Origin of the sequence: Mesorhizobium sp. B2-5-7, from assembly GCF_006440875.1 — a bacterium.
In the GTDB taxonomy this organism is placed as follows: Bacteria; Pseudomonadota; Alphaproteobacteria; order Rhizobiales; family Rhizobiaceae; genus Mesorhizobium; species Mesorhizobium australicum.
The window spans coordinates 200,854-212,853 of the sequence record NZ_VFUO01000005.1; the positions used below are offsets into that span (position 1 = coordinate 200,854).

General features: G+C 59.4%; 10 protein-coding genes. All 10 read left to right on the forward strand.

Annotated features, from left to right (window positions below; translation table 11 throughout):
- Positions 1-240 precede the first annotated feature (240 nt).
- The 10 genes from FJ543_RS22055 to FJ543_RS22100 all read left to right on the forward strand — a co-directional run bounded on the left by FJ543_RS22055 (position 241) and on the right by FJ543_RS22100 (position 11,984).
- On the forward strand, positions 241-897 hold the full coding sequence (locus FJ543_RS22055) for a GntR family transcriptional regulator (RefSeq protein ID WP_140877102.1): 657 nt from the start codon (positions 241-243) through the stop codon (positions 895-897).
- 1,473 nt (positions 898-2,370) lie between these two features.
- Positions 2,371-3,351 carry a manganese catalase family protein gene (locus FJ543_RS22060; protein ID WP_140877104.1) on the forward strand — a complete coding sequence of 327 codons (981 nt, stop codon included), beginning with the start codon at positions 2,371-2,373 and terminating at the stop codon, positions 3,349-3,351.
- A gap of 4 nt (positions 3,352-3,355) precedes the next feature.
- Complete coding sequence (locus tag FJ543_RS22065) at positions 3,356-4,186, forward strand: DsbA family protein (RefSeq protein WP_140877106.1); 831 nt, start codon at positions 3,356-3,358, stop codon at positions 4,184-4,186.
- A gap of 139 nt (positions 4,187-4,325) precedes the next feature.
- Positions 4,326-4,700, forward strand: a complete 375-nt coding sequence (locus tag FJ543_RS22070) for a hypothetical protein (RefSeq protein WP_140877108.1) — start codon at positions 4,326-4,328, stop codon at positions 4,698-4,700.
- The gene (locus FJ543_RS22075) at positions 4,697-6,793 is read left to right on the forward strand and encodes a pyrroloquinoline quinone-dependent dehydrogenase (RefSeq protein WP_140877110.1); all 2,097 of its coding nucleotides are present in this window, start codon (positions 4,697-4,699) and stop codon (positions 6,791-6,793) included. The genes FJ543_RS22070 and FJ543_RS22075 overlap by 4 nt, the downstream gene beginning before the upstream one ends.
- Positions 6,794-6,953: 160 nt before the next feature.
- Positions 6,954-7,901: a ubiquinol oxidase subunit II gene (gene cyoA, locus FJ543_RS22080; protein ID WP_140877112.1), complete on the forward strand. Its 948-nt coding sequence runs from the start codon at positions 6,954-6,956 to the stop codon at positions 7,899-7,901.
- A gap of 55 nt (positions 7,902-7,956) precedes the next feature.
- Positions 7,957-9,960, forward strand: coding sequence for a cytochrome o ubiquinol oxidase subunit I (cyoB, locus tag FJ543_RS22085; protein WP_140877114.1), 2,004 nt, complete (start codon positions 7,957-7,959; stop codon positions 9,958-9,960).
- A complete protein-coding gene (locus FJ543_RS22090; protein ID WP_140877116.1) occupies positions 9,957-10,664 on the forward strand; it encodes a cytochrome (ubi)quinol oxidase subunit III in 708 nt (235 codons plus the stop codon). The genes cyoB and FJ543_RS22090 overlap by 4 nt, the downstream gene beginning before the upstream one ends.
- Complete coding sequence (cyoD, locus tag FJ543_RS22095; RefSeq protein WP_140877118.1) at positions 10,661-11,125, forward strand: cytochrome o ubiquinol oxidase subunit IV; 465 nt, start codon at positions 10,661-10,663, stop codon at positions 11,123-11,125. The genes FJ543_RS22090 and cyoD overlap by 4 nt, the downstream gene beginning before the upstream one ends.
- A 124-nt stretch (positions 11,126-11,249) precedes the next feature.
- Positions 11,250-11,984 carry a DUF4396 domain-containing protein gene (locus tag FJ543_RS22100; RefSeq protein WP_140877120.1) on the forward strand — a complete coding sequence of 245 codons (735 nt, stop codon included), beginning with the start codon at positions 11,250-11,252 and terminating at the stop codon, positions 11,982-11,984.
- The last annotated feature ends 16 nt before the right edge of the window (positions 11,985-12,000 follow it).

The window sequence follows — 12,000 nt, forward strand, 5'->3', positions numbered from 1 at the left end:
TTTCCTCCCTGAATTGCATGTCGGGCGACGTCACTCCCAATTCGTCACGCGTCGAGCATCGCACGACAGCCTTCCTCGTTCAACCACGTAGCGAAGAACGTCAGGTATTCGTAGTTTTGTATGATGATCCACGATGTACCGCCTCTATATGGGGTGGCAGTCGCTCGGATCCGACCGCTGGCCCGGAAGGCCTCAGAGTGTATGTATGGTATTTCAGGAAACTTATGATATTTCTGCCAAATGCTAGCGAACGCTTCCGACGCCACGATATCGGATACCGCCTATCGGCAGATACGGGCCGACATAATTTTTGGCCGACTGGTTCCCGGCGAGAAGCTCAAGCTCGAAAGGCTGAAGGGCCTCTACGGAGCCAGCGTCTCAACCCTGCGGGAAATACTCAATCGTTTGGCCTCCGATGGGCTCGTGGTGGCAGAAGGGCAGCGGGGCTTCGAAGTCGCGCCGGTCTCACCAGAGGATCTGAAGGAAATCGCGGCGCTGCGGCAACTGCTTGAATGCCACGCGATGGAATTGTCCTTCGGCGCCGGGGATGTGGAATGGGAGGGTAAGGTGGTTTCGGCCCACCACAAACTGCACCAAATGGAAATCAGGATGATCGGCGGAGACCGGTCGGTAACCCAGGACTGGAAACGCTACGACTGGGAGTTCCACCAGTCGCTGATTTCTGCATGCGGGTCTCGTGCGCTCATGGAAACGCATGCTGCGGTTTTTGACAAATATTTGCGGTATCAGATGATTTCGCTGACCTTTCGTGGGCAAATCGCGGCCGACGAACACAGACAGTTGCTGGAGGCAGCGTTGGCCCGCGACGTGGCCACGGCGCAGATGGTGCTGCGCCGGCATGTCGAGGCGGGCGTCAAGCATGGTTTGACCGCCTGAGCTGGATGCCTGTGCGGCAGCCACACCGCAGCTCATCCCGTCGATCGTCCCCAGAGATCGGCGCATCCACAATCGCGGTCTCATCTACGCGCCAACTTCCGGTGCGACCGTGTGCAGCCCCGACACAGATTGCCGCGCGCCTGTTCGCACGGCATCGCCACGAGCAAATCTCCAGCCGAACAACGATGCTCCGCAATCTGATTTGTGGGTCAGAGGCACGCCGAGTGGTGCCTACCCGCGGAACTCTTTCAACGGGATAACGAGGTGGCGGCACAGGACGATCGAGCACGCCTGAAGTCTTTGAAAAATGCGGCGCACCAAACGCAGCAAGTGCGATCCTTGTGAATGCTCCCTCAGGCTAAGACTGCTTGGAATCTCGCCCTCCTCCCGCAGCTCACGAGCACATCCCGATTTCCCGGCGAAGGTTAAAGTTGGTGCGACCAGTCGGATGCGTCCGCCTGAACGAAAAGGTAAATGCCGATGGCCAGCAACATCGCCAGCATTATCCAGATGATCAGTTTCGAGATGTTCACAGGTGGCAGATAATCGCAATGGCGCCCCGGCAGCAATTCACATTTCGAGGCTTGGAGCGTTTGAGGGATAAGATTGCACGATTGCGTTATCGCTCTTGATCGGCCTCTTTTTTTAGCGTTCCCTGATGCGTTGTGACGAGATCGATTTTCGAAACGATATTCGCTGTCGCTGCTGGGGTCGCCCTGTCGACTGCACTCGGCTATCTCGCCTATGCTTGGCCGGGCGATGCCGTGCCCATGCTGGAATGGCTTGCCAGTCCGTTTACATTCAGCACCCTTCTGTGGGCGGCGCTCGGGGCGACGTTTGGACTCAGCGCCTTGCAATTCCGGCGAGGCCGGACATGTGTAAGCCGCAAAATGCGGCGCGACGAGCGCGAAACACCATAGCTGACAAGCGCCTGCTAGAGATGCGGAGAGCCCTGTGAAAAGCACGCGCCTATCGCGCCGCGAAGCATGGTCACCGATTGCCCTCAAACCTCTGCGCCTGTGTAGCTGAGGGTGCGCGAAGGGCTAGGGGCGGAAGCAGCCAGACTGGCATTGATCGAAGCGGCCGGGAAGCGCATCTGTTGCCGAGCAACTGACCGAGAAGCTTTTCCCCCGGTTCTGCCTATCCTGCGGACTGATCGCTTCGTGCGAAATGCTTCGATGAAGAAGACGCGTCCAGCTCAGCAGACGAAACCCACGCCCATGGAGATGCCGGCGAGGCGGCGTGTCCAGTCATTCCGCGCCACAAAGGCTCGGACAAGGCATGCTGCCGCGAACCCTGGCAGCTCCTTTGCCCTCACGACGACACCGCAAAAAGGAGTGCCCGGCTGGAGGAACAAAACTCTGCCCCTTCAGTTCGGCCCGAGGTGCTGCGCCCCGGTGTCGCACGTGAGCCCGACGTGAGTGCCCTCTGGGGTGAACCGTCGGATCGGCCACCCCCAAAACGGAGACAATCATGTTTCACCACGTCAAGGAACTTCAGTTCAACGCGCGTGTATCTGAACCCGACCCAAAATTCGCTGCCCTGCTGCTTGAACAATTCGGTGGCGCCAATGGCGAGCTGGCCGCCGCGATGCGGTATTTTACCCAGGCCTTCTCAACCCGCAAACCTTACCCCGACAAGTACGATATGTTGATGGACATTGCGACGGAGGAATTCAGCCATCTCGAGATCGTCGGAGCAACCATCACGATGCTTCTGGACGGGGTCAACGGTGAACTGAAGAATGCGGCCGAGGCGAGCCCCCTGAACAAACTGACGAAAGGTAAGGCCGGCAAGGAGGATGTGCTCCATGAGGCGTTGACCAACCCACAATTTCTGGTTCAATCAGCTGGCGGACCGACCTTGACGAATAGCCAAGGTGTGCCGTTTTCCGGCAGCTACATAGACGCCAACGGCGATTTGACCGTGGACCTGCGCTCGGACATGGCCGCCGAGGCGCGAGCGAAGATCACCTACGAATACCTGATGAAATTCACGGACGATCCTCTTGTCCACGACAGCCTGCGATTCCTGATGACTCGCGAGATCGCCCACTTCCAGATGTTCGGGGCAGCGTTGGAGACCATTCAACCCAACTTCCCAATGGGCATCCTGCAGGGAGACCCGCGGCATACCCACACCTACTTCAATCTCTCGAACGGAGCCGAGGTGCGGGGTCCCTGGAACGAGGGACAGGGTCCGTGGAGCGCCGGCGAGAGCTGGGACTATGTGAAGGAGCCTCACAAGCACGTCATCGACACCCAGGGAGAGATCAACCACGAACCAAAGAGCGTCAACATCACTCAAAAGCAGGTGGAGGCCAAGAACAAGGAGCTCTCCCACAAACGCAGCGCCGAGGTCAAAGCAAAAACAACCTCTGCTCCCACCCAGTGGTCCTCCTATCCGCAGGACTCGATCGACAGCCCGGTGAAAGCGCAAACCACGGGAATCTGACGACGTGGGTGAGAGCGAGAACCAAGCCTCGCCCGAACCCCGGCCCAATAACACGCCGGTTCTCGAGATCTCGTATTTCACGGATCCGCTATGCTGTTGGAGCTGGGGGTTCGAGCCTCAACTGAGACGCTTACGTTACGGCTTCGCCGGTCGAATTGCGTTGCGGTTGCGTTTGGGCGGCATGATCGGTGGCTGGGACAGGTTCAGTGATCCACTCAACGACGTTCACCGTCCGGCGCAAATGGGTCCGATCTGGGTCCAGGCGGCTCGCATTACAGGCATGCCATTCGAACCGACGATATGGGCTCGCGATCCGCCAGCCTCTTCGTGGCCTTCCTGTCTCGCGGTCAAGGCGGCGGGTCTCCAGTCGGCCGCCGCCGCCGACCTCTATCTGCGCCGCATCCGCGAAGCCGTGATGGTTGAAGGCCGGAACATCGCGAAAGAAGAAGTGCTGGCCGACATCGCAAATGATCTTGCCAAAGCACGTCCTGATCTGCTCGACCCCAAGCGGCTCGAGTTGGACTTCGCCGGAGCCGAGGCGCGAGCCGCGCTGGAGGAGGATGTGCGCGAAGCCAGATTCCGAGGCGTCGGCAGATTTCCCTGCCTCAGCCTCAGTCGGCCGGGAGCGGATCGCGCCTGGATAGTCGGCTGGCTGCCTTGGGACGAATTGCTCGCCAGATTGCTCACCTATGCCCCCGACCTCGGGGCGGCGCGGGAGCCCCCCAGTGCTGAAGCGTATGCACTTTACTGGGGTGGGATGATGACGCCCCGGGAAGCTGAGGGCACAGCAGGCAATCCAGACGGCACGATGGCCAACAAAGCTGCGTTTCCCTAGGCACGCGCGGCGCGTTCCGCCGCTCACGTGATGGTGAAGCCGCGGTTGGAACAGACCGGCCAAGCTCGGGTTAGCAAAGTGCTCCGTCCCGCAAGACGCCCCCTTTGGGGTCGCTTAAAGAAACGTCGCAGGAACGATCATGAAAACCCAGCAATCGCCGAACATCAATCATCGTGGCCCGCTCGTCGTCATCACAGCGGCGGTGCTGGCGAGCGCAATCGCCGTCTACTACTTCGCCACCCCACTGACTGGGGTAAATGGAACCCCCGGAGCCATGCTTGTGCTCGTTGCCAGCCTGGCACTTGCGCTGGATGGCCTCGTATTGCGCTTCAGAGGAGGTGGTGTCGTCTTCACCCTGGCCTGGATCTTGGGCCTTCTAGGAGCACTCGGCACATTCACCGCCGCCGTATTTCTCCATGCCTGGTGGCTCGTGGCTGCCGTGGCCGTTGTGTTGGCCGGGCTGTTGATCACGCTGGTTTTCCGTCAGACCAAGATTCAGGATCCGTCCCAATGAAAACTGGTAGCTTCCGTTCGACCCTGGCCTTTGCCATCTTCATGTTGATGGGGGTCGGCATACATTCAGTCTCTGCCCAGAATGACAATAATTCACCCGCGTCACAACCGGGCGGCATACCGGATGCCGTTAAACAGCCGAACGACACCAGCGGAGGCACCAGCCCTTCGGCCGGGGGCGCGGGTTCGCCGATGGAGGCGACAACAGCCCCACTCCCTGCACCTAAGCCAATCCCTCTGGTCCCGCCGCAGCCGACCTGGAACAGCTTTCATGGCCAGCTTAATGGTCAGAAGTTCTCGCCGCTAACCCAGATTACCACGGCAAACGTCGGCTCGCTGCGCAAAGTATGGGAGTTGCACACCGGTGATATGTCGGACGGCTCAGGGGCATTGCCACCCTCCGTCTGGTCCGCAACCCCCATTTTCGCCAACGACACGCTTTATATCGGGACACCCTTCTATGGGGTGCTGGCACTCGATCCGGGCACAGGGGCGATCAAGTGGAAGTTCGAGTCCAAATCCACTTTGAAAGCATTGACACAGCCGGCCTTGAAGAACCGTGGCGTTGCTTACTGGCAGAGCAAGAATCCGATAGCCGGCGAAGGCTGTCAGAAGATCGTCTATCTCGGCACCATGGACGCGCACCTCTTTGCGCTCGATGCCGATACCGGACAGCTCTGCAAGAAATTTGGCTCGGGTGGCGTGTTGGATGTGAACCAATGGAACGACGTCAACGCCAAGTACCCGCTTTCGCTGTTGCAGCCCCCCACCGTGGCGGGCAACCACGTCATCATCGGCTGGGCTGGTAAGGATTGGGCCTATGCCGAGGCTCCTCCTGGGACGGTGTTCTCGTTGGATCCTCAGACGGGCGTGCGACAGTGGTCGTTTTCGGCGCTGCCGGCGCAGATCGCAAAACGGACCGGGACCGCAAATGTCTGGACGGCGATGTCCGTGGACGAAGGGCTCGGGCTCGTCTACCTGCCGGTCTCCAGCCCGTCGCCGAACTACTGGGGCGGCAACCGTGCTGACCCCATACCACTTGCGACATCGACCACCGCGCTGGATCTAGAAACCGGCAAGGTCGTCTGGTCGCGACAGTGGGTCCATCACGACATCTGGGACTACGACATCAATTCGGCGCCCACGCTTATGGACATCACTGTGGCAGGCAAGCAAATTCCTGCCCTGATGCAGGCAACGAAAATGGGCTTTCTGTTCGTCGTCGATCGGCGCACCGGAAAGGACGTCTGGCCGATCGACGAACGCCCGGTACCTGGCGGCGACGGCACCATTCAAGGGGAAGTCTACGCTCCCACGCAGCCGTTCCCGACCAAACCCGCACCGCTCCTGGACCAGTCCAGAAAGCCGGCAATCTGGCGTATAGCTGATATCGTCGGCATGGGCGAGTGCTCCCGGTTATGGGACACCCTGTCCTATCGTGGCATGTACAGCCCCCCGACACACAAAGGCCAAGGCGTGCTGGCTTACCCGGATTCGGCGGGCGGCGTGCAGTGGGGCGGGGTGGGGTTCGATCCAGGCACCCAAACGGCAGTGGTCAACTTCTCGCATGTCGTCCAATCCATCAAGCTCTATCCCCGCGATGAATACCAACGGCTCGCCGGCGATTCCGGCAATGAGCAGGGCTACTATCCGCAGGAGGGTGCACCCTATGGCATGTCGCTGCACAACGCTCTCAACTGGCTTGGCATGCCCTGCTGGGCACCCCCCTTCGGAGAAATCGCCGCCATCGACATGACCACCGGCGACATCAAATGGCGCCGGCCGATGGGAGCATCGCAGAAGTGGGGCTTCTATATGCCTGAATCACTCGGGTCGGTGACGATTGGTGGCCCCGCCGTGACGGCGGGTGGTTTGATATTTATCGGGGGTTCGATGGACGCCAAGGTGCGCGCCTATTCTCTCGCCAACGGACAGGAACTTTGGTCCGACATCGTCCAGGCGCCCGCGGTGGCCAATCCTGCGGTGTACGAGTACCGCGGCCGCGAATACGTGGTGTTCGTCGCCGGTGGAAATACCATTCTGAAAGACCAGGTCGGCGATCAGGTTGCCGCTTATGCCCTTCCCGGGCCGTAACGGCCAAACGCCACCACCGGTAAAGCTTTGGTCGCAGATCCGGGTCGCTGCCGCTGTGACTGTCTGGCTCAGGATGCCACCATCGGCCACATCTAGGAAGCTGTGAAGGCTACTTCGAATGAGAGTTGGGAATTGCCAAAGCGCAAAGGCTTCGTCGTGCATGCAAGGCAAGGGCGAAGTCCAAAGAGGCACCTGGCAAAGGGTGGATCGCGCCGCACCGCTCATCGCACGAGCCGTGGCCACTCTGTCGGCCGCCTCCGCGGTTCTGACCGGGTGTTCGGGAGGCGTATTCGATCCGCAGGGACCAATCGCGGCCGGCAACACGAAGATCCTGCTCAATTCGCTGGCCGTAATGCTGGTCATCGTGATCCCTACATTGATCGCGCTGCTCCTTTTCGCTTGGAAATTCCGAGCCACAAACAGTCAGAGCCGCTACGACCCCGAGTTTGTTTATTCCGGTCGCATAGAGCTGATCGTCTGGGGGATTCCAACTTTGACAATCCTCTTCCTTGGTGGACTCATCTACTACGGATCACATCACCTGGATCCCCGCACGCCGATAGCTTCAGATAAGCCACAGCTGAATGTCCAAGTCGTGGCGCTCGACTGGAAATGGCTCTTCATCTATCCCGACCAGCAAGTCGCCACTGTCAACAAGCTTGTCATCCCGGCTGGCGTGCCGATACATTTCACATTGACTTCCGCCAGTGTCATGAATGCTTTCTTCGTGCCGCAGCTCGGCAGCATGATCTACGCCATGAACGGTATGCAGACAGACCTGCACCTGCAGGCTGACCACGTGGGTACCTACTACGGGCAATCGGCGCATTTTAGTGGCGACGGCTTTTCGAATATGCACTTCCAGGTGCACGCGATCCCGGCACAAGAATTCGACGCCTTCATATCCGGTTTGAAAGCCGAAACCGGCGTCTTGAACGCCGACGTCTACCTCAAGCTCGCGCAACAGGGCAGCGATGTTTCGGCGACCACGTTTGGTCATGCACAACCGGGTTTGTTTGATGCAATCGTGCATCAGGCGCTGCCTCCCGGCCCCGGTCCAGCCGACAACAAGGCCGGCAGCAAACCGGGCATCAGGCCCGAGTCGTAGCCGTCGCCCACCGCTTCGGCGAACCCGGCGACGAAGCAACGAGAGGAGGCGCATAATGCTCGGTAAGCTCGACTGGTCCGCCATCCCCTTTGACCAGCCAATCCCACTTGGAGCGGCCTTGATCGTGTTTCTTGCCGGCCTCGGTGTGCTGGGCTGGATTACGGTAAAGGGGCATTGGCCTTATCTATGGCACGAGTGGATAACGTCCGTCGATCACAAGCGCATTGGCGTTATGTACATTGTGCTTGCCGTACTGATGCTGCTGCGCGGCTTCGTCGACGCAATCATGATGCGCACCCAGCAGCTGTTTGCGATCCACGGACCGGGTTACCTGCCGCCCGAGCACTTCAATCAGATATTCTCGGCCCACGGGACGATCATGATCTTCTTCGCCTCGATGCCGTTCATGATCGGCCTGATGAACTTCGTTGTGCCGCTGCAATTGGGAATACGTGATGTGGCGTTCCCCACGCTCAACTCGGTCAGTTTCTGGCTGACGGCGACCGGCGCCCTGCTGGTCAATATCTCGCTGGTTGTCGGGGAATTCGCGCGGACCGGCTGGCTGCCCTATGCGCCGCTTTCCGAACTCGCATATTCGCCCGGCGTGGGTGTGGATTATTATTTGTGGGCGATCCAGATCTCCGGGGTCGGAACGCTCTTTACCGGCGTGAACTTGGTAACCACCATTTTGAAGATGCGCGCCCCTGGAATGGGGTATCTGCGCATGCCCATGTTCTGCTGGACATCGTTGGCCTCTAATCTCCTGATCGTGGCTGCCTTCCCGATCCTTACGGCGACGCTGGCGATGCTGACGCTGGACCGCTACCTCGGCTTTCACTTCTTCACCAACGAAGCCGGCGGGAACCAGATGATGTTCGTTAACCTCATCTGGGCCTGGGGCCATCCAGAAGTGTACATCCTGGTGCTTCCCGCCTTTGGCGTGTTCTCCGAGATCTTCTCCACGTTCTCGTCCAAGCCGCTGTTCGGCTATCGCTCCATGGTGGCGGCGACGATGTTCATCTGTCTCGTGTCGTTCATGGTCTGGCTGCACCACTTCTTCACCATGGGCGCAGGCGCGAACGTAAATACGGCCTTCGGCATAGCCACCTCGGTAATTGCTGTTGGAACAGGGGTGAAGATCTACAATTGGCTCTTCACCATGTATGGCGGGAGAATTCGCTTCGACACTCCAATGCTATGGGCGCTTGGCTTTGTCACCACATTCACCATCGGGGGAATGACCGGCGTCCTGCTTGCAGTGCCGCCAGCCGACTACGTTCTGCACAATTCGCTCTTCCTGGTGGCGCATTTCCACAACGTCATCATCTCAGGCGTTCTCTTCGGCGCTTTCGCCGGCTTTACCTTCTGGTTCCCAAAGGCGTTCGGCTTTCGACTGCACGAGGGCTGGGGCAAGGCGGCCTTCTGGTTAACGCTACTGGGCTTCATCCTCGTCTTCGCACCTCTTTATGTGGTTGGCCTGGAAGGCATGACGCGCCGGCTCCAGCACATTGAAGTGGATGCTTGGGCGCCTTGGATCGTCATCGCGGCAAGCGGTATCGCGGTAATGCTTTTAGGTGCGGGCTGCCAGATCGCGCAGCTCTTCCTGTCAATCAGGGACCGTGAGCAGCTTCGCGACGAGACTGGCGACCCTTGGGACGGGCGCTCGCTCGAGTGGTCGACACCGTCGCCACCCCCTCCGTTCAATTTTGCGCACCAGCCGCATGTCGAAAACGAGGAGCCCTATTGGAGCATGAAACAACGCGTGATCGAAGGCCAAGACCCAAAGACGGTCAGGCAGTACGAGCCGATCGACATGCCAAAGAACAGCCCAACGGGTGTCGTGACTGCATTCTTCGCAACGGTTATCGGATTTGCACTCATCTGGCACATCTGGTGGCTGTCAATTCTCGGGTTCCTCGGCGCCTACGCCACATTTGTCGTGTTCGCCTGGCGAGACCAGGCCGAAACCGTGATCCCTGCCAAAGAGGTCGAACGGATCGACCGCGACCGCACCGCCGCGCAAATCGCGTGGCTCCGGCGCAGGGAGCAAGTGACATGAGTGACCACTTCGATACGATGCCCAGTGACATCACCGCTGGAAGTACCAGACGCGACCCCTACATGGTGGGCCGTTCGAGCGGGCAGGGAGAAGGGCGGTCACGACACCAGGGTGCCACCGGACACGGCGAGGGCGGTCCCGCCTCGAAGTTTGTAACCGTCACCTACGGATTTTGGATTTTTCTCCTGTCTGACATAATCATGTTCTCGGCCTTTTTCGCGTCGTACGCGGTGCTCGCGAATGCGACCGATAACGGGCCGACAGGCAAGCAACTGTTCGACCTCACACGCGTTGCCATTCAGACCGGGCTCTTGTTGACCTCGACCTTTACCGCGGGCCTCGCCTCCCTTGCGGTCGAAAGACGTTCAATGGCTGGCGCACAGTCGTGGCTGGTCGTCACTGGGGTCCTTGGAGCATTGTTCCTGCTTCTCGAGGGACAGGAATTCATCACGATGATCGGGGACAATGCCGGTCCCGGCCGAAGCGCGTTCCTGTCGGCCTTCTTCGCTTTGGTCGGGTGCCATGGCGTCCATGTGGGGCTTGGCATCCTGTGGCTCGGAACCATGATGGCCCAGCTCGGGGTGAAGGGCTTTCGCGCCGACATCTTGCGCAGGCTTCACTGCTTTGGCCTCTTTTGGCATGCCCTGGACATCATCTGGGTCGCGATTTTCAGCCTCGTTTACCTGCTGGGAGCATCGCAGTGACAGATAAGACCGCCCCATCCGACGCGCCCATCGACACCCGCGATGCCGCCCCTGGCGAGGAGACGATCACGCGCAATGAGCCTGCGGCTGGACTGCGGGGATATCTGCTCGGCTACGGCCTCGCGCTCCTGTTGACGGTGGGGTCGTTCATCGCCTCGCAGACGGAGTTGATCTATCAGCCGGCCGTCATTTCTGCGCTCGTCGTGCTGGCCCTTGCACAGATCGGCGTGCATCTGGTTTTCTTTCTGCATCTGACGACCGGACCAGACAACACAAACAACATTTTGGCCCTCGCTTTTGGAGTGTTGATCGTTGTCCTGATTGTGCTCGGCTCCGTCTGGATCATGCGACACCTCGACCAGAACATGGCGCCCATGAACCCGCAACCGCTTGCGTCGCTGACGCTCCGGGCTGCCGAACGACTTCGGCTACTCTCGGCTTTGCCCGGCGCGGTGGGCTGATCGAAGCTGTTCCCGTCAGTCTCGTGAGCCGGCGCATCAAATTGGCGGCCAGAATGGCAGGCGGCATCTGAATGCAATAGAGCGGCCCAACCGCGGCCCAAGGACAGCGAAAGAGGAGGAAACTATGATTCCCGAATGGTTACGTTGGGTGGCCGTGCTTTCCTTGCTGGCCGGAATTCTGTCTTCAATCTGGATTGCATTAGACGAGTTCCGAGCCCCGCAGGATATGTGGATCATGAACCTCGTTTGGCCGGTCTGTGCCCTCTTCGGATATGGCTTCGTTCTTTTCCTTTATGTGCACTCCGGCCGGCCAAGTTCCAAGGGCACCGTCGAGCGGCCAAGCGGAGACGCAAAGAACGCACGCTCGCACAAGACAGCTCTTTGGCCGACGGCGATCGCAAAGGCAGCATTGCATTGCGGAGCCGGCTGCACCGTGGGTGATGTCATTGCCGAAACGCTGGCCCTTGCCTTCCCAACTGTCCTGTTGTGGTTGGGCTGGAAAAGCTTGTTTGCAGAGAGGACGATTTCGGTCTGGATCCTGGACTACATCTTCGCCTTTGGGCTGGGCATCGCCTTCCAGTATTTTACGATAAAGCCGATGCGACAGCTGTCCGCGAAGCAAGGATTGCTACAAGCCCTCAAGGCTGATGCTCTGTCGCTGACAGCATGGCAGGTTGGTATGTATGGCCTCATGGGCGTCGGTCAGTTTTTGATCTTCAAACCGGTCTTCGGGACGCAACTGGAAGCCAACACGCCTGAGTTCTGGTTTTTGATGCAACTGGCCATGCTGGCCGGCTTTGCAACCAGTTATCCCGTAAATTGGTGGCTCCTCAGGAAAGGCATAAAGGAACTGATGTAGGGCTGCGCCCCTCGCC

What these genes read in the sequence shown, in the direction of transcription:
- cyoA (WP_140877112.1), top strand. Translation starts at nt 6,954, where the DNA reads ATGCAAGGCAAGGGCGAAGTCCAAAGAGGCACCTGGCAAAGGGTGGAT.
- FJ543_RS22100 (WP_140877120.1), top strand. Translation starts at nt 11,250, where the DNA reads ATGATTCCCGAATGGTTACGTTGGGTGGCCGTGCTTTCCTTGCTGGCC.
- FJ543_RS22060 (WP_140877104.1), top strand. Translation starts at nt 2,371, where the DNA reads ATGTTTCACCACGTCAAGGAACTTCAGTTCAACGCGCGTGTATCTGAA.
- FJ543_RS22075 (WP_140877110.1), top strand. Translation starts at nt 4,697, where the DNA reads ATGAAAACTGGTAGCTTCCGTTCGACCCTGGCCTTTGCCATCTTCATG.
- FJ543_RS22070 (WP_140877108.1), top strand. Translation starts at nt 4,326, where the DNA reads ATGAAAACCCAGCAATCGCCGAACATCAATCATCGTGGCCCGCTCGTC.
- cyoB (WP_140877114.1), top strand. Translation starts at nt 7,957, where the DNA reads ATGCTCGGTAAGCTCGACTGGTCCGCCATCCCCTTTGACCAGCCAATC.
- FJ543_RS22090 (WP_140877116.1), top strand. Translation starts at nt 9,957, where the DNA reads ATGAGTGACCACTTCGATACGATGCCCAGTGACATCACCGCTGGAAGT.
- FJ543_RS22055 (WP_140877102.1), top strand. Translation starts at nt 241, where the DNA reads ATGCTAGCGAACGCTTCCGACGCCACGATATCGGATACCGCCTATCGG.